An 18,002-nucleotide genomic window follows, 5' to 3' on the forward strand; every position below is an offset into this window, starting at 1 on the left:
CGAAAAAGATCAATCCCGACGGAACACGATCGACGCCATCCATCCCGTCATCAGCGCCATCGCGGCGGTGACGAGGCCGTAGACGAAGCCGCTCTGCCGCGCCGAGTTCGCGACGAACTGCTCGAAGCCGACCTTGACGATCTCGAACGCGGTCTCCGTCTTGGTGACCAGCGCGCCGTCGGCGAGCAGCTTGATCTCGACCTCGTAGCTGCCGATCGGCACCGCAGCGGGGAGCGGAATGCCGGTGCGGAACAGCGTTGGCGTGAGGAAGGTCACCGCGGACGTATCCTCGCGGTACAGACCGTGCTGCGATTGCAGCCGCACGAAGGCGCTGCGGAACGCGTCGTTCGGGACCACGTCGGCATAGTCGGGACCGACGCGCTGGGTCAGCAGCACGTTGTTGAGTCCGAGCTGCTGCCGGCGCAGCACCTCGGGCGCGGCCATCGCGTCGAACTGGCGGTTGGCGAACAGCGCCAGATAGCCGGGCACCTTGAGGAACTGGCGCGAGTCGGTGTTGATCCAGATGCCGAACTTGCGCTCCTTGCGCCGCGTCACCATGTCGGCCCGCGGGCCCCGGACGGTGACGACGAGGTCATAGGCGGTGCGACCCGGCGGGGTCTGGGTGTCCTTCTCGACCGAGCCGAACAGCACCAGCTCCTCCCCGGAATAGTTCGGCGTCACCGTCACGCGATGGTTGGAGACCGAGACGATCAGCCGCTCGGCGCGCGCCGATGCGGCGCCGGCAAGCAGCAGCATGAAGGTGAGGCTGGCGAGGCGGAGCGGCGTCATCTGCTGATCTCGGTCTCGCGGATCGTGAACAGGTCGTCGGGCTTGATCACGAGCTCGATCGCGAACCGGATGCCGACGGCGAGGATCAGCAGGCCGAGCAGCAGCCGCAGCTGCTCGCCGCGGATCATCTGGCCGGCGCGGGCCCCGAACTGCGCGCCGGTGACGCCGCCGACCATCAGGATCAGCGCCAGCACGGCGTCGACCAGATGATTGCTCATCGCGTGCAGCATGGTCGCGATCATCATGGTCGCGAGCGTCAGGACCATCGAGGTGCCGATGACGGTCGAGGTCGGCACGCGCAGCAGGTAGATCAGCAGGGGCACCAGAATGAAGCCGCCGCCGATGCCCATCACGGCGCCGAGGAAGCCGATGATGAGGCCGATGGCGATCACCGGAATGACGGAGACATAGATCTTCGAGCGCTTGAAGCGCATCTTCAGCGGCAGGCCATGGATCCAGACATGGCTGCCCGGACGCCGCACGGTCGCGACCGCGGACTGGCGCGCGCGCATCATCGCCCGCAGACCCTCCCAGAACATCGTGCCGCCGACGCTCGTCAGCAGGACGACATAGGACAGCGCGATCATCAGATCGAGCTGGCCGAGCGACCGCAACAGGGTGAAGGTGGCGACGCCGAGTCCGGTGCCGAGCGCGCCGCCGATCATCAACACCGCGGCCAGCGAGGGATCGATGGCGCGCCGTCGCCAATAGGACAGCGCCCCGGAGAACGAGGAGGCGGCGATGTGGCTGGAGACCGAGGCGACCGCGACCGCGGGGGTGATGCCGACGAAGATCAGGAGCGGCGTCATCAGGAACCCGCCGCCGATGCCGAACATGCCGGAGACGAAGCCGACGGCCGCGCCCATCGCCAGCAACAGGAAGATGTTGACCGGGATGTCGGCGATCGGAAGATAAATCTGCATCCGCGCGGCCTCTGCGATCCTTCGAGCGAGCATCCCGCGCATGCGACGCAGGATGCCAAGCTCCTGCATAACCGAAAATGGCAGCGAAGGGATCAGTCATTCCCGCCCGAAGTCGACGTCACATCCACCGACGCCGAACGTGGGGGTCTGGGCGCTCCGTCAAAGGGCCTTGAGCGGCGCGGTCACCAGCCTCATGGCCTCGGCATCGCCCGGATCGAGCCAGCGGATGTCGCGGGTCTGCGACATCGCCTCGATGACCTGCGACGATACGCCCATGCGCGTCATGTAGCCGAGGATGGCGCCGGTGACGCGCTGGGTGTCGGCGACCGCGTCGGCGCCACGGGCCTCCGACGTGAAGCGGTGCACGCCGAGCGCCGAACCATCGAGGCCGTAGCGGGTCTGCCCGCCGGCAAAGGCGAACACGCAGGCGCTGGCGCAGAAGCCCGGACGGATGCGGCCGGCATTGTCGGCCACGCCGACGGCGGTAGCGAGTCCATGGGCGCGGATGATCTCGCCCATCAGTACCCCCTGGTCGAGGTTGCCGCCGGGCGAGGACAGCAGGATCACGTCGCCCGGCTTGAGACGGGCCTCGCTGATCCGCTCGCGCAGCCAGCCGGCCGCCGCTGGCCCGATGGGGCCGCTGACGGCGAGCACGGTGCGCCTGCCGCCCAGCCCGGCAAGCGCGGGGTCGGCGACCAGCGCCGCCGACAGACTCGGCGAGATGTACTGATCCTTCCAGAACGACCAGGCGTCGGGTCGCGACAGGTCGCGGTAGGCGCGAATGCCTCCGCCGAGCACGATTGCAACGAAGAAGATGACGGAAGCCAGCCGGCGCCATCGGAACGCCGCAGGATAGCCGTCGGTCACTTGCTGCATTCGTTGGCGAGGAGGCGGAGCAGCGGCGACGTTCGCCGTGGTCCGCGGCGGCACGCGGGGGCCCGTCGGCGACTGCAGGAAGCGCGCGCCGTCCTGTTGGTCGTTCCCCGCTGACACCCGTCGATGCTCCCTCGCGGCGCTCGTGATGATCCGCCGCGACAACCTATATCGATCGACCGCGCGACACTATGGCGGCGCGATCGCAAGCCGGGAGGATTTTTCAGGCTGTGCGCGGACGCTCGTCCATGTCGAAAGAGGGGCGCTATGCCCGTGTCAGCGCGGCGCCGTCGCAGCCGCGCGCTTCGCCAGCGCCGCCTTGGCCGCGGCTGCCTTGGCGATCGCCTGCGTGCCATCCCAGCCGCCGACGGGCGCCGGCACGTTCACGGCGTCGTCGGGCTGCGGTTCGACCGTGAAGGTCTGGATCGCGAGCTTGGCCGCGGCGAGCGACTGGACATCGAGCCGCTTGGCGACATCGTCGCGCTTGCGCCCCGCGTCGACGTCACCCTGCGCTGCGGCCAGGGTGAACCATTTGTAGGATTCGGCGAGGTTCTGTTCGACGCCGATGCCACGGGCATAGAGGATGCCGAGGTTGAACTGGCTATCGGCGACGCCGCGCTCGGCGGCCTTGCGGAACCATTGCGAGGCGCTCTTGTAGTTCGCGCCCTTGCCGCCGCCGTCGGCGTCCAGCACGGCGAGATTGTGCATCGCCTTGGCGTTGCCGCGCTCGGCGGCGACCACGTAGTAGCGGCGGGCGATGTCGGCGTCCTTCTTCACGCCGAGACCCTTCTCGTAGAAGGTGCCGAGACGGAAGACCGCCGGGATCAGCCCCGCCTGCGCGGCGCGGTCATACCACTTCGCGGCTTCCTCATAGTTCGCCGCGACGCCCTTGCCCTCGGCAAAGCGCACGCCGACTTCGTAGGCGGCGGTCGGATCACCCTTCAGGGCGGCATTGCGCAGCGCCAGTCCGCCGATGGCATCGGGCAGCTTCTCGGAGGCGGGCACTTGCACCAAGCCGAGCTTCTGGCCGTTGGCAGCGGTTGGGATCGTGCCGGTGATATCAGTGGGGACGGCAGCAGGTAATGTGGCTGGCTTTTCGACGTCCTGCGGGATCGCGAGCATTGCGATCGTCTCCGCTTCGCTCGGCATGGCCCGATTGTAGGACTGACGGTCGATCGGCGTCGGCGACGTCAACGACGGCACGCTCTGGTCGGGCGTCGTCGGCCGCGGCGACAGGCTCGGCGAGGCCGACGGCATCTGCGCGCGCGGCGCCTCGCCCTGGGTTTCCATCGGCGAGATCGGTGGCGGCGTGCTGCCGCTGTCGAGCAGCGACATCGCGAATTTGAAAGTGCCGAGCACGATCACGACGACGCTGGCCCCGACCAGGAGCGAGCGGATCTTCGACCCAATGGTCGAGACTTCCTCGTCACCCTCGGCGGTGAGAGCGAACGTCGGCTTGTCCTTGGGTTTGGCCTTGGGCTTGACAGCGTCGCTGGCGACGTCCTTGGGGAGGTCTTTCGGCGGTTCCTTGGCCTTCTCCTTCGGCTTGTCCTTCTTCGCCTTCTTGGCGTCCACGGGCTGTGCAGCCGCCGCGGCCTGCGCCGCGCGGCGCGCAGCCGCGATGAAGCTCGACGTCGACACCGGCTCCCGCTTGCCGGCGGGAAGCTCGCTCAGCGCATCCTCGGACGCGGCGATCCGCTCGGCGGGCGATGCGGTCCGGCCAGGCGGACGGGTGCCGGGTTCGAGCGGATGATCCGGCGGCAGCTCGGGGACGATGACGGTCGGGCGGGGCGCCTGTGCTGTGTGCGGCTCGAGGATGTCGGCGATCGCCTTCGGCGGAATCGGCGGCGGCATGGCGGCCGCCGGCGCCTGCGCGGCGTGGAAGTCGCGCGAGGCGGCCGCGAACGCCTGTTGACCCGCGGCCGGAGCGACAATCTGTCCCGCTGGCTGCTCGGCCGCCGGATTGGGCAGCTCAGGCCGGTAGGCGGGCTCTGGCCTGGCCGGCTCGGCAAAGGCCTGGGGCGCCGGCGCGCGTGCGGCCGGCATCGGCGACTCGATTGGCGGTGCCAGCGGCGGCAGCGCGGCCGGCGGGCTCGCGGTGGCGCGCACATTGCGCAGGTCGCCTTCGATCATGGCGAGGCGGTCGACGACGTGCCCCAGCGTGTTGTGGACGGCCTCGAGCGAGTCCTGGGTGTTGCGGTCGGTCTCGGTCTGGCTGAAGCGGATGTCGGACAGCTCGCGCTTGACCATGTCGATCAGGCCGCCGTCCTGCGACGTTTCGCGCTGCGACCGGCTCTCCGCCAGCGCTGCGAAGGTCGCCTGCTGCCGTTCGAGATAGCGCAGGATGTCCTGCAGGCCGTCCTCGACGCGGGTCATGTTGCCGCCGCGCGGGTCGTTGGCGGCCTCGAGCCGCTCCAGCAGATAGCTGATCCGCTGTTCGAGATGGGTGATCGCCGATGAGCCGTCGTTGCCGACCTGCAGGCGGTCGATGCGGTCGGACAGGCCGCGCAGCGCGTCCTCGATCTGGGCAGTGTGGTCGGGCGCGGCCGCCGGCGGCTCGCGGCTTTCCAGGGTCGAGGTCAGCGCGGCAATGCGCTGTTCGAGCGCCGCAAACGACTCGTGGAACGAGTCGTGATTGTCGCGCGCCTGTGTGACCTGGTCGACCTTCGACGACAGCTGGCGGAGATCGTCCGACAGTCGTTCCAGCGCGTCGTTTGAGGCGACATTGGCGACGATCGCACGCAGCGCCGCGATGGCGCTTTCGAGCTGCTGCACGGTGCCAGGGTCGTCATTGGCGCGTAGGATCAGGTCGAGCTTGGCGCCGAGATTGCGGATCGCCTCGTCATAGACGGCGAGCTGCTCGGCAGGCTTCAGCGAGCCGACGACCTCGCGGATGTCGGTCAGCGCGCGCTCGATCCCGGCCAGTGCGTGGCCGTCGACGCCGGTGTTGCGGTTCTCGTCGATACGGCGCGACAGCGAGCGAATCTCGTTCTCGATCGATTCGATCGCCCGGCGCGGCATCGCCTCGGTGATGGCGTGACGAATCTCGGAGAGCTCGTTGCGGAAGCCGGCGATCGACTGCTCGATGCCGTCGTCGGGGCGATGCAGCGCCTCGATCTGGCTCGTGATCTTCAGCAGATGGCGTTCGAGCAGCGAGAAATCGGGAGTGGGGGCTGCCGGTTGCGGCGGCGTCAGCGGCGCGCTGATCGGTGTCATCAGCGGCGCTGCTGCGGATGCCATGGCAGGCGCGGTCGGCGGTGCCTGGTGCGGCGGCAGCGGGCGCGCATTGTCGAGCTCGCTCTGGCGGGCGCTGATCTCGGCCACGGCCACGTCGAACGAACCCGCGCTGAGCGGCTGGGCGGGCCGGTAGAGCTGCGCAGCGGCGCGCTCGACGCCGTCAGGACCACGATAGCGGTCCTCGGTGTCCGGCTTGCGCAGCGGCGTCGAGATCTGTGACAGGCGGGCGTCGAGCCGCGAGATCGCGTCGTTCAGCTGACGCGCGACGCCCTGCTCGTCGCGTGGCCCATCCTTGCGCGCGACGGGGCGCGACATTTGCTCGATCTGCCGTGCGATGGAGTCGAGCCGCTGATGGATGTCGGTCACCTCGCGGGCATCGCGGCTGACGGTCGGCGTGCTGCGTGGCGCGGGGCTGCCGCGGAAATCGGGCGGGGTCGATGCGCCGAGCGTGGAGTTGATCCAGTCGTTCAGCGTCATTCCGGCGCGTTGCGCCGCGGCCTCGGCCCTCTCGCGGACGGACGGGTCGATGCCTTCATTACTCCACGGTACGCGCGAATTCATGTCTCGTCCGGTTCCGCTTCCAGCGCTCCACCAAGCGCCTCCAGCCTCCCCACGCGTCCCGGACATGAACATGAACGGGTCCGCGCAGATCGTCTGCTCCAGGTCCCGACTTTTGACTTTTACGGTAAATAACGCGTTAAGTTTACCGCCGGCGCGGCCAGAAGTTTTGCCCTATCAAACGGCGGGTATCAGCCGGCATTTTCACGTGACGATGGGTCGAGCGGCCGCACGCTGCTCGCGCCGGATATCGTCGACAGCGCGGTGATCGCTTCCTCGCACCATTCCGCCACCATGCGTTCGTGGCGCAAGCCGAGACGCAGGTTGAGGAGCTTGCCCATATCGGCCGGGGCCACGTTGCCGTCCGCATAATGCTTCTTGAGGATGCGATCGTAGCGCTCGGCGCGGTCGCGATGATGCTCGAGCCGCGCCATCAGGTCGGCCCGGATCGGCCCGATGTCGGCGGCGCCCAGTGCATAGAGCCGGACGAGAAGATCGTCCTTCGTCGAGGCCGGCGTGCTCGGCCGCGCCGCCCAGCTGCGAAACGCCGCGCGGCCCTCCGCGGTCAATGTGTAGACCAGCTTGTTGGGCTTGCCGGTCTGCACCACCTCGCGCCCCTGGATGTAGCCGCGGTCGCGCAGCCGCGACAGCTCGCGGTAGATCTGCTGGTGGTCCGTCTTCCAGAAGAAGCCGATCGAGGAGTCGAACGTCTTGGCGAGCTCGTAGCCCGTCATCGGATGTTCGGTGAGGCAGGCGAGGATGGCGTCGCCGAGGGCCATGGCCGGAAACTGCTCCCGTTTTTCTGATCGTGTTCTGCCCCGCTCCACGCTTGACATTATGCACACTGGCGCATATGCGTCAATGTGCATATGGGGTGGTTGTGGTGCTGGCCTGTTCCGCCCCGAGGAGACGCCCAATGACAATGACCGGCCTCGATGGATGGTACGGCTACATGAGGTCTCACGATCTCGGCGCTTTGCGGGAGCTGCTGCATCCCGACGCCGTGTTCGAAAGTCCCGTCGTGCACACGCCGCAACGCGGCCGCGACATTACCTTCAAATATCTCGCGAGTGCTGAGAAAGTCTTAGGCGGTCCCGGATTCAAGTATGTCGGGGAGTGGCGTAACGCCACGGGCGCCGTGCTCGAATTCGAGAACGAGATCGAAGGGATCAAGCTCAACGGCGTCGATATCATCAGCTTCGACGACGCCGGTCTGATCACACATTTCAAGGTCATGGTGCGCCCGCTCAAGGCGATCAATTTGCTGCACCGCCTGATGGGCGAACAGCTCGCCGCCATGAGCAAGCCGTCGTGACGCGACCGACAGTCGCAAACTAACGGCTGCCGCAAGCCTTGAGAAATCGCTACAGTCCGCGGCCTGCATTGCCTGCCGCGTCCGTGGAATTCCCCGTCTGAAACTTCAGCCTTCCTGCCGGAGACGCCAATGCCGATCTACAAAGCCCCCGTGGAAGATGTCACCTTCCTGCTCAACGACGTGTTCCAGATCGACCGCTACGACAATCTGCCGGGATTCTCCGATGCCTCGGCGGATGTCCGCGAGGCGATCCTCGGCGAAGCCGCCAAGCTCGCCGAAGAGGTGCTGCATCCGCTGAATCGCGTGGGTGATCTCGAAGGCTGCAAGCGCCATGACGACGGCAGCGTGACCACGCCGAAAGGCTTCAAGGACGCCTACAAGCAGATCGTCGAGGGCGGCTGGCTCGGCCTGTCGGCGCCAACCGAATATGGCGGGCAGGGCCTGCCGGTGACGCTCAGCCAGACCGTCAACGAATTCCAGTGCTCCGCCAACATGGCGTTCTCGATGTATGGCGGCCTCACCATGGGCGCCACCGCCGCGCTCATCGTGCATGGCAGCGAGGAGCAGAAGAAGACCTACGTGCCGAAGATGGTCGCCGGCGAGTGGACCGGCACCATGAACCTCACCGAGCCGCATTGCGGCACCGACCTTGGCCTGCTCCGCACCAAGGCGGTGCGCCAGGCCGACGGCAGCTTCAGGATCTCCGGCACCAAGATCTTCATCTCGGCCGGCGAGCATGACTTGGCTCCCAACATCATCCACCTCGTGCTCGCCCGCATCGAGGGCGCGCCGGCCGGCATCAAGGGCGTGTCGCTGTTCGTGGTGCCCAAGTTCATGGTCAATCCCGACGGCACGGTGGGTGCGCGCAACGGCGTCACCTGTGGCTCGATCGAGCACAAGATGGGCATCCACGGCAATTCGACCTGTGTGATGAACTACGACAACGCCACCGGCTGGCTGATCGGCGAAGAGAACAAGGGCATGCAGGGCATGTTCGTGATGATGAACGAGGCCCGGCTCGGCGTCGCCGTGCAGGGTCTCGCGCAGTCCGAGGTGGCCTATCAGAACGCGGTCGCCTATGCGCGCGAGCGCATCCAGGGCCGCTCGCTGACTGGGCCCAAGGCGCCCGACAAGGCCGCCGATCCGATCATCGTGCATCCCGACGTGCGCCGGACCCTGCTGTCGATCCGCGCCTTCAACGAGGCCGCGCGCGCCATGGTGGTGTGGACCTCGCTGAAGAGCGACGTCGCGCACCGCTCGCAGGACCCGAAGGACCGCCAGGCCGCCGACGACCACATGGGCCTGATGACCCCGGTCATGAAGGGCTACATGACCGACATGGGCTTCGCCAACGCGGTCCAGGCGCAGCAGATGTATGGCGGCCACGGCTACATCGCCGAGTGGGGCATGGAGCAGTTCGTGCGCGATGCGCGCATCGCCATGATCTACGAAGGCGCCAACGGCATCCAGGCGCTGGATCTCGTCGGCCGCAAGCTGCCGCGCGACGGCGGCCGCGCCGTGATGGCCTTCTTCAACGAGGTCGGCTCGTTCGCCAAGGAGCAGGGCGGCAACGATGCGATGAAGCCGTTCGTAGCCCCGTTGTCGACCGCGCTCGGCCATCTGCAGCAGGCCACCACGTGGCTGATGCAGAACGCGATGACCAAGCCGGACAATGCCGGCGCCGCCGCGACCGACTACATGCATCTCTTTGCGCTGGTCACCTTCGGCTACATGTGGGCGAAGATGGCGAAGGTGGCGCAGGACAAGATTGCGGCCGGCGACGGCTCGACCTATCTCACCACCAAGCTGGTGACGGGTCGCTTCTTCATGGAGCGCGTGCTGCCCGAAACGGCGGCGCATCTCGCCCGCCTCCAGGCCGGTTGTGCGACCGTGATGGAACTGCCGGCGGAAGCCTTCTGAGGATCAGACGAGAGCCGGTGCGCGCCGCGCGCCGGCTCCGTCGTCAATGCGAACAACAAATCTGACCAGATGAGGAGGGCGTGATGCCTGAGGCCTTTATCTACGACCACGTACGGACTCCCCGCGGCCGCGGCAAGGCCGACGGCAGCCTGCATGAGGTGACCGCGCTCGCGCTCGCCACCGTGCCTTTGAAGGCGCTGAAGGACCGCAACAACATCCCCGAGGACGCGGTCGACGACGTCGTGCTCGGCGTGGTCGATCCGGTCGGCGAGGCCGGCTCCGACATCGCGCGCTTCGCCGCGCTGAATGCGGGTCTCGGCGATGCCGTTCCGGGCATTCAGATCAGCCGCTTCTGCGCCTCCGGCCTCGACGCCGTGAACTTCGCCGCGGCGCAGATCATGAGCGGCCAGCATGAGCTGGTCATCGGTGGTGGTGCGGAATCGATGAGCCGCGTCGGCATCGGTGCGTCCGGCGGCGCCTGGCCGATGGATCCGTCGATGGCGGTGCCGTCCTACTTCATGCCGCAGGGCGTCTCGGCGGACCTGATCGCGACCAAATACGGCTTCTCGCGCGACGACGTCGACGCCTATGCGGTGCAGAGCCAGCAGCGCGCGGCGAAGTCCTGGGAGGAAGGCCGCTTCGACAAGTCGGTGGTGCCGGTCAAGGACATCAACGGCCTGACCATCCTCGCCAAGGACGAGCACATGCGCCCCTCGACGACCATGCAGTCGCTGGCGCAGTTGCAGCCGTCGTTCGTGCAGATGGCGCAGATGGGCGGCTTCGATGCGGTGGCGATCCAGTCGCATCCGGAGATCGAGCGCGTCAACTACGTGCATCACGCCGGCAACTCCTCGGGCATCGTCGACGGCGCCGGTGCGGTGCTGCTCGGCAGCAAGGAGGCAGGCGCGAAGTACGGCATGAAGCCGCGCGCGAAAATCCGCGCCTTCGCCAATATCGGCTCGGAGCCCGCGATGATGCTGACGGGCCCGGTCGACGTTACCGAGAAGCTGTTCGAGCGCTCGGGCATGAAGAAATCCGACATCGATCTGTTCGAGCTCAACGAGGCGTTCGCCTCGGTCGTGCTGCGCTACATGCAGGCGTTCGAGATCGACAAGGACAAGATCAACGTCAATGGCGGCGCGATCGCGCTCGGCCATCCGCTGGGCGCCACCGGCGCGATGATCCTCGGCACCGTGCTCGACGAGCTCGAGCGCACCGGCAAGGCGACCGCGCTGGTGACGTTGTGTATCGGCGGCGGCATGGGCACCGCGACCATCATCGAGCGGGTGTGACGGTGTGCTCCCTCCCCCCCTTGCGGGGGAGGGGCGGGGAGGGGGGTGCCACGCGCTCCACTGCCCGTGAGGACCCCCACCCCCGACCCCTCCCCGCAAGGGGGAGGGGAGACGAAACATCGGGGCTGACGCAGCACAGACGCGCCCCTGCCAAATCTGGGAGCACCACATGGCCTTCAAGAACTTCAAACTCGAAACCGATGCCGACGGCATTGCGCTGATCACCTGGGACATTCCGGGCCGTTCGATGAACGTGCTCGACGAGACCTCGGCGATCGAGCTCGAGACCATCGTCAAGGAGACGACCGCCGACGCTGCCATCAAGGGCGTCGTCATCACCTCGGCCAAGGAGGCGTTCTGCGCCGGCGCCGATCTGTCCATGCTGGAAGGCATGAACCGCACCTATCTGGACGTGCTGAAGAGCAAGGGCGAGGAAGCCGCCAACCAGATGCTGTTCGACAACAGCCGGCGCTTCTCGCAGATCTACCGGGCGATGGAAACGTCGGGCAAGCCGTGGGTCGCCGCGATCAATGGCCTCGCGCTCGGCGGCGGCTTCGAGCTGACCCTGGCCTGCCACCATCGTGTCGCGGCCGAGAACCCGAAGACCCGGCTCGGCCTGCCCGAGATCAAGGTCGGCCTGTTCCCGGGCGCCGGCGGCACCCAGCGCGTGCCGCGCATCGTGCAGCCGCAGGACGCGATGAACCTGCTGTTGAAGGGCGAGGCGCTGACGCTCGACAAGGCCAAGGCCATGAAGCTGGTCGATGCGATCGTGCCGGCGGCCGACCTCATCAAGGCCGCGAAGGATTGGATCAAGGGCGGTGGCAAGGCCGTCGCACCGTGGGACGAGAAGGGCTTCAAGCTGCCCGGCGGCCCGGTGTTCTCGAAGAACGGCATGATGATGTTCCCGGCCGGCAACGCCATCTATCGCCGCGAGACCTACGACAACTACCCGGCCGCGCGCGCGATCATGAGCTGCGTCTATGAAGGCCTGCAGCTGCCGATCGATGCCGCGCTGCGCGTCGAATCGCGCTACTTCACCAAGATCCTGCGCTCGAAGGAAGCGGCGGCGATGATCCGCAGCCTGTTCCTGTCGATGCAGGAGCTCAACAAGGGTGCGCGCCGCCCGGCGGACGTGCCGGCGACCAAGATCAAGAAGATCGCCGTGATCGGCGCCGGCTTCATGGGCGCCAGCGTCGGCTACGTCTCGGCCCGCGGCGGCCTCGAGGTCGTGCTGATCGACCGCGATCAGGAGAGCGCCGACAAGGGCAAGGCGCATGCGCAGAGCGTGATCGACGGCCTGGTCAAGAAGGGCCGCGCCAAGCCGGGCGAGGCCGAGGCGATCATGGGCCGCATCACTGCGACCGCGGACTACGCGGCGCTGAAGGAATGCGATCTCGTCATCGAGGCCGTGTTCGAGGACCGCAAGGTCAAGGCCGAGACCTACGCCAAGGCGCAGGCCTATCTGAAGGACGGCGCGATCTTCGCGTCGAACACTTCGACCCTGCCGATCACCTCGCTGGCCGAGGAGTTCAAGGACCAGGGCCGCTTCATCGGCATCCACTTCTTCTCGCCGGTCGAGAAGATGATGCTGGTCGAGATCATCATGGGCAAGAACACCGGCGACGTCGCGCTGGCGACCGCGCTCGACTACGTCCGCGCCATCGGCAAGACGCCGATCGTGGTCAACGACTCCCGCGGCTTCTTCGCCAATCGCTGCGTGATGCGCTACATCGCGGAAGGCAACGAGATGTTCCTCGAAGGCGTGCCGCCGGCGATGATCGAGAACGCCGCCAAGATGGCCGGCATGCCGGTCGGCCCGCTGTCGCTGTCGGACGAAGTCGCGCTCGATCTCGGCCTCAAGATCATGAAGGCGACCGAGCATGATCTCGGCCCCAACGCGATCAACCAAGACCACAAGAAGCTGATGGTCGAGCTGGTCGAGAAGCAGGGCCGCTTCGGCCGCAAGAACGCCAAGGGCTTCTACGACTATCCCGAGAAGGGCAAGGGCCAGAAGAGCCTGTGGCCGGAGCTGCCGTCGTTGCAGCCGAAGCATCTCGATCCCGACACGCTCGATGTCGAGGAGCTGAAGCAGCGCTTCCTGGTGGTGCAGGCGGTGGAAGCCGCGCGCACCGTCGAGGACCACGTCATCACCGACGTGCGCGAGGCCGATGTCGGCTCGATCTTAGGGTTCGGCTTCGCGCCGTTCACCGGCGGCACGCTGTCCTACATCGACTTCATGGGGACGAAGAAGTTCGTCGAGCTGTGCCACAAGTTCACGGCGAAGTACGGCTCGCGCTTCGCCCCGCCGAAGCTCTTGGAGGAGATGGCCGCCAAGGGCGAAACCTTCTACGGCCGCTTCCCGCCGAAGAAGGCGGCGGCTTGAGACCGGAATGCTAGGCGGAAGCGAGCCGCGCTTGCTGTCCATTCCCTCCCCCCTTGTGGGGGAGGGTTAGGGAGGGGGGTAGCCACAGGCACCAGCGCTTGTGGCTACCCCCCTCTCTATCTCTCCCCCACAAGGGGGGAGAGAACACACTGCCCGAGAAGCAACAGCGAGTTCTTTCAAGATCTCGCTCACCCCGCCTTCATCAGCCCTTCCTTGGTCAGCGCCTCCTGCACTTTCGGCCGTGCGGCGACGCGGTTCTTGTAGGCCACGAGATTCGGCATCGCCGACAGGTCGAACTTCATCCGGTCCGCCCAGGTCAGGATGGTGAACAAATAGCCGTCGGCCACCGTGAATTGCTGGCCCATCAGGTAGTCGCGGCCGGCGAGCTGGCTGTCGATGTATTTGAACTTGCCCATCACGCGGTCCTTGAAGAACGCCTTGGCGTCGTCGGCGAGCACCGGTGAGAACATCGGGCCGAAATTCTTGTGCAGCTCGGAGGTGATGAAGTTCAGCCACTCCAGCAGCTTGTAGCGCTCGCCGCTGTCGCGCGCCGGGGCGAGGTTCTTGGTCGCCGCCTGGTCGGCGATCATCTGGACGATCACGGGGCCTTCGGTCACGATCTCCCCGCTCGGCAACCCCAGCGCCGGCACCTGGCCCTTCGGATTGATCTTCAGGTAATCGTCACCATTTTCCAGGGTCTTGGCGCGCAGATCGACCTTGACCAGGTCGTAGGGCAGGCCGGCTTCGAGCAGGGCGATATGGGGCGAGAGCGAGCAGGCGCCGGGTGAATAATAAAGCTTCATCTTGTATTCCCTCCGTGAGACCGTTTTGTCCTTGGAACCTATCGAGCGGTCGCACCCGCCCTTACATGCAGATGCATGGAATAGTCAAGATTGATGCAGCTGCATCGAATGCGCTAGACTGTGCATCCGAGGATACGAGCCGGCCCATGAAACGCAAACCATCGACCGAGGCGACCGCCGCCTGGATCCGCCTGATGCGGGTCCAGAGCCGGGTGTTGGACTGCGTCGAGCAGGAGCTGAAGAAGGCCGGTTTTCCGCCGCTCGCCTGGTATGATGCGCTGTTGGAGCTGTCCCGAGCGCCCGCGGGCGAGCTGCGCCCGGTCGAGCTGGAGCGGCAGATGCTGATCCCGCAATATTCCACCTCGCGGCTGATCGACCGGCTGGTCGACGAAGGTCTGGTCGTCCGGCGCGAATGCAAGATGGACAAGCGCGGCCAGTTCGTCGAGATCACCGAGGCCGGACGCGAACTGCAGAAGCGGATGTGGTCGGCCTATTCCGCCGCGATCGAGAAGCATGTCGGCTCCAAGTTGTCGGATACCGACGCTGCCAAGCTTTGCATGCTGCTGGATCGCCTTGGCTGCTCCTGTGGTCAGGCCGCTCCGTTGGCGGCCGGAGAGGGCGCGGCGACCCGATGAAGCATCCGTTCCCATTCACATCCGCGGCCCCCTGGGGTCCGCGGCCCTTCCTGTCACCACGCGCGACCCTCGAAGCGCTTCTGAACCGAGACTCCCATGGCGCGTGACCAGATCGATATGACCCCGCTGCAGTCGCGCGACGAACTGGTGGCGTGGCTCGCGGCCGGCGTGAAGCCGCCGTCCGCCTTCCGCATCGGGACCGAGCACGAGAAGACGCCGTTCACGCTCGACGGTCATCGCCCCGTGCCCTACGAGGGCGCGCGCGGCATCGGCGCGCTGCTCGAAGGCATGAAGCTTCTGCTCGGCTGGGAGCCGATCATGGAGCGCGGCAACATCATCGGGCTCTATGACGTGACCGGCGGCGGCGCCATCTCGCTGGAGCCGGGCGGCCAGTTCGAGCTGTCCGGCGCGCCGGTCGAGACCGTGCACCAGACGCATGCGGAACTGATGGCGCATCTGGCGCAGGTCCGCGAGATCGCGACTCCGCTCGGCATCGGCTTTCTCGGCCTGGGCATGACGCCGTCCTGGTCGCGCGCCGAAATTCCCCTGATGCCCAAGGGCCGCTACAAGATCATGACCAGCTACATGCCGAAGGTCGGCCGCTATGGCCTCGACATGATGTACCGGACCTGCACCGTGCAGACCAATCTCGACTTCTCTTCCGAAGCCGACATGGTCAAGAAGCTCAGGGTCTCGGTGGCGCTGCAGCCGATCGCGACCGCACTGTTCGCCAATTCGCCGTTCACCGAAGGCAAGCCGAACGGCTTCCTGTCGTTCCGCTCCGAGATCTGGCGCGACACGGACAATCAGCGCTCGGGCATGATCCCGTGGGCGTTCGAGGATGGCATGGGTTTCGAGCGCTGGGTGGACTACGCGCTCGATGTTCCCATGTATTTCGTGAAACGCGAGGAGACCTATATCGACGTCTCCGGCACCTCGTTCCGCGACTTCTTCGCAGGCAAGAACCCGGCGATGCCGGGCGAGCGTCCGACGCTGTCGGACTGGGCCAATCACCTCTCGACGATCTTCCCGGAGGTGCGCCTGAAGCGCTACCTGGAAATGCGCGGTGCCGACGGTGTGCCATGGGGCCGGCTGCCGGCGCTGCCGGCGTTCTGGGTCGGCCTGCTCTACGACGACGTCAGCCTCGACGCGGCCTGGGACCTGGTCAAGACCTGGTCCGCGTTCGAGCGCCAGAACCTGCGCGACGACGTGCCGCGCCTCGGCTTCAAGGCGCGTGTTCGCAATCGCTACGTGTTCGAGATCGCCAAGGAATGCCTGACCCTGGCGCATCTCGGCCTGCGCCGGCGCAGTCGCATCGACCATCTCGGCCGCGACGAGAGCCGCTTTCTCGAGCCGCTCGATCAGATCATCGATTGCGGCCGCTCGCCGGCCGAGGAGATGCTGGAGAAGTTCGATGGCCCGTGGGGCGGTTCGGTCGAGCCGGCCTACGACGAATATGCGTTCTGATCGGAACGGCCGAGCCTGCAGCCATCGCAGGTTCGCTGCGTCGCCTGTTCCGCGTTGAGGCGGTTGGCGGCTCGGGTCCGCTGTTTTTTGTTGCGATTTGTGTCCCAGGTTCGATTCAGCGCCTGGGCGCCGCTGCTTTGCCTTCCGCAGCTCCCACCGGTCCGGGCCGTTCATCCGCCATACAGGTTCGTGGCGATCAAATGACTGCCTAAAAACTCGTAAGAAAACTCGAACATTAACAATGGGTCGGATGGTTCAGCGGCGGCGCGTGGGGCGCTTCATCGGGGCATGGCTGAGGGTACTGGCGTGCCTGTTCGCGGCTGCGTGCCTGACGCCGGCTTCAGCCCAGACCTATTCCGATCGTCCCGGCGGCGACTACATGAGCGCGCCGATCGCCTCCGGCGACCCGGCCGATTGCGCGCTGTTGTGCGAGCACGACCGGCGCTGCCGCGCCTGGAGCTTCAACTATCCGACCGTGATGGAAGCGGGCGCGGTGTGCTGGCTGAAGAACAGCGTGCCGGCGCGCGTGCCGGACAATTGCTGCGTTTCCGGCGTGCGCGGCGCGGGCGTCGTCGAGATCCGCAATGATGCGGTCGAGACGTCGATCGACCGTCCCGGCGGCGACTACCGCAGCTTCGACATCAAGACCACCGATCTGAAGGGCGGCGAGAAGGCCGAGAAGGCCGCTGACAAGGGCAGCGACAAGGCCGCGGACAAGAAGGAAGAGAAGGCCGCCGACGCCGAGGACATCTGCAAGGCCGCCTGCACCGGCGACAACAAATGCCGCGCCTGGACCTTTGCGCGGCCCGGCTACGCCGGCAAGGAAGCGCATTGCTTTCTGAAGAAGGAAATCAAGCCGCCGCGCCGGCGGGCGGGCTTTACGTCGGGCGTCGTGCGATAGCGCGGGGCGATGAGTCTCGCTCCTTCTTGTCGATCGTCAGAGCCACCGTTATTGCGAGCTCTCGCAATGATGCCAACTGAAGATGCGATGTCGAAGAAGCATCGTGCACCGGTAGCGCGCCAAACTCAGTCGTCATTCCGGGACGTGACGCGCAGCGGCACGGGCCCGGAATCCATAATCACGATGGTGGTTATGGATTCCGGGCTCGCGCTGCGCGCGCCCCGGAATGACGGATGAGAGAGGGGGCTCCCGATCCTGTCTGGTCGCGCTCAATCCGCTGCGGCTATCACTGTGATCTCCGGCCACAGCGTCTTCCAGCGCGTCGCCTTGGCCGCGTAGTTCGTCACCGAGAAATTGGCCGTATAGTTCGGACGCACGATCATCTGCGCGATGTCGTCGAGGCCCTTGGGGGCATAGAGCTCGTAGCCGGCAACAGTCGGGCGAAGGCCGACCTGCGTGTTCACGGTGAGGAAGCGATCGATGCCGTCGGTGGAGCGTGTCACGGCAGGGTAGGGCCGGCCGTGCTTGGTCGGATACCAGAGATGGACGCGGGCCTGGTTGCGCACCTCCACCTTGGCTTCGATGTCATGGAGGTAGGATGCGATGCGCCGGATGACGGCGTCCTCAGCATCCCACGACGTATCCGGATCGAAATAGAAGATGTCGTAGTCGTTGATGCCGTGATCGACCGGACGGCCGGTCCGCAAGTTCCAGACGCTCTGAGTCAGGCAGCCGGCGACGACCCAGGCATCGGGCACGGCCGTTTCACGCAGCACGTGCATGATCGCGGTGTTGACGGGGTTGCGCAGCGCGGCTGCGATGAAATCGTCCTTGGTCATGATGGTCGAAGGCATCAGAACATGGGTGCCGTCGACACGTTCAATACACGAGATGGAGGACGGCGTG

14 protein-coding genes are annotated in these 18,002 nt (G+C 66.3%); 7 read left to right on the forward strand and 7 right to left on the reverse strand.

Annotated features, from left to right (window positions below):
* Positions 1-9: 9 nt before the first annotated feature.
* From ACQR0W_RS27995 to ACQR0W_RS28015, 5 genes are all read right to left on the reverse strand, one after another.
* On the reverse strand, positions 10-789 hold the full coding sequence (locus ACQR0W_RS27995; RefSeq protein ID WP_316187197.1) for a TIGR02186 family protein: 780 nt from the start codon (positions 787-789) through the stop codon (positions 10-12).
* Complete coding sequence (locus ACQR0W_RS28000; protein WP_316187196.1) at positions 786-1,712, reverse strand: sulfite exporter TauE/SafE family protein; 927 nt, start codon at positions 1,710-1,712, stop codon at positions 786-788. The genes ACQR0W_RS27995 and ACQR0W_RS28000 overlap by 4 nt, the downstream gene beginning before the upstream one ends.
* 159 nt (positions 1,713-1,871) lie before the next feature.
* The gene (locus ACQR0W_RS28005) at positions 1,872-2,705 is read right to left on the reverse strand and encodes a hypothetical protein (protein ID WP_315717940.1); all 834 of its coding nucleotides are present in this window, start codon (positions 2,703-2,705) and stop codon (positions 1,872-1,874) included.
* Between the two features lie 156 nt (positions 2,706-2,861).
* Positions 2,862-6,383, reverse strand: coding sequence for a hypothetical protein (locus tag ACQR0W_RS28010; protein WP_316187195.1), 3,522 nt, complete (start codon positions 6,381-6,383; stop codon positions 2,862-2,864).
* A gap of 188 nt (positions 6,384-6,571) precedes the next feature.
* The gene (locus ACQR0W_RS28015) at positions 6,572-7,159 is read right to left on the reverse strand and encodes a PadR family transcriptional regulator (RefSeq protein ID WP_315717938.1); all 588 of its coding nucleotides are present in this window, start codon (positions 7,157-7,159) and stop codon (positions 6,572-6,574) included.
* 137 nt (positions 7,160-7,296) lie between these two features.
* On the opposite strand from ACQR0W_RS28015, the gene ACQR0W_RS28020 reads away from it, so the two are divergent.
* From ACQR0W_RS28020 to ACQR0W_RS28035, 4 genes are all read left to right on the forward strand, one after another.
* Positions 7,297-7,695: a nuclear transport factor 2 family protein gene (locus ACQR0W_RS28020; protein ID WP_315717936.1), complete on the forward strand. Its 399-nt coding sequence runs from the start codon at positions 7,297-7,299 to the stop codon at positions 7,693-7,695.
* 129 nt (positions 7,696-7,824) lie between these two features.
* Positions 7,825-9,615 carry an acyl-CoA dehydrogenase C-terminal domain-containing protein gene (locus tag ACQR0W_RS28025; RefSeq protein WP_315717935.1) on the forward strand — a complete coding sequence of 597 codons (1,791 nt, stop codon included), beginning with the start codon at positions 7,825-7,827 and terminating at the stop codon, positions 9,613-9,615.
* An 83-nt stretch (positions 9,616-9,698) separates the two neighbouring features.
* Complete coding sequence (locus ACQR0W_RS28030; protein WP_315717934.1) at positions 9,699-10,907, forward strand: acetyl-CoA C-acetyltransferase; 1,209 nt, start codon at positions 9,699-9,701, stop codon at positions 10,905-10,907.
* 169 nt (positions 10,908-11,076) lie between these two features.
* Positions 11,077-13,290, forward strand: coding sequence for a 3-hydroxyacyl-CoA dehydrogenase NAD-binding domain-containing protein (locus ACQR0W_RS28035; RefSeq protein ID WP_316165581.1), 2,214 nt, complete (start codon positions 11,077-11,079; stop codon positions 13,288-13,290).
* A gap of 188 nt (positions 13,291-13,478) precedes the next feature.
* Here the strand turns inward: ACQR0W_RS28035 and gstA are convergent, their stop codons facing one another.
* Positions 13,479-14,093, reverse strand: a complete 615-nt coding sequence (gstA, locus tag ACQR0W_RS28040; RefSeq protein ID WP_315717932.1) for a glutathione transferase GstA — start codon at positions 14,091-14,093, stop codon at positions 13,479-13,481.
* A 146-nt stretch (positions 14,094-14,239) separates the two neighbouring features.
* On the opposite strand from gstA, the gene ACQR0W_RS28045 reads away from it, so the two are divergent.
* From ACQR0W_RS28045 to ACQR0W_RS28055, 3 genes are all read left to right on the forward strand, one after another.
* Entirely contained in the window at positions 14,240-14,728 is a 489-nt protein-coding gene (locus ACQR0W_RS28045) for a MarR family winged helix-turn-helix transcriptional regulator (RefSeq protein WP_315717931.1), read from the forward strand.
* A gap of 96 nt (positions 14,729-14,824) precedes the next feature.
* Entirely contained in the window at positions 14,825-16,195 is a 1,371-nt protein-coding gene (locus ACQR0W_RS28050) for a glutamate--cysteine ligase (protein WP_316165580.1), read from the forward strand.
* A 250-nt stretch (positions 16,196-16,445) separates the two neighbouring features.
* Positions 16,446-17,096 (forward strand): PAN domain-containing protein, encoded by a 651-nt coding sequence (locus tag ACQR0W_RS28055; RefSeq protein ID WP_315828023.1) that lies wholly within the window; start codon positions 16,446-16,448, stop codon positions 17,094-17,096.
* 269 nt (positions 17,097-17,365) lie between these two features.
* On the opposite strand, the gene ACQR0W_RS28060 is transcribed toward ACQR0W_RS28055, so the two are convergent.
* Entirely contained in the window at positions 17,366-17,935 is a 570-nt protein-coding gene (locus tag ACQR0W_RS28060) for a nucleotidyltransferase family protein (protein WP_315828024.1), read from the reverse strand.
* Positions 17,936-18,002 lie beyond the last annotated feature (67 nt).

This window comes from Bradyrhizobium sp. HKCCYLRH1034, from assembly GCF_051168375.1.
GTDB lineage: Bacteria > Pseudomonadota > Alphaproteobacteria > Rhizobiales > Xanthobacteraceae > Bradyrhizobium.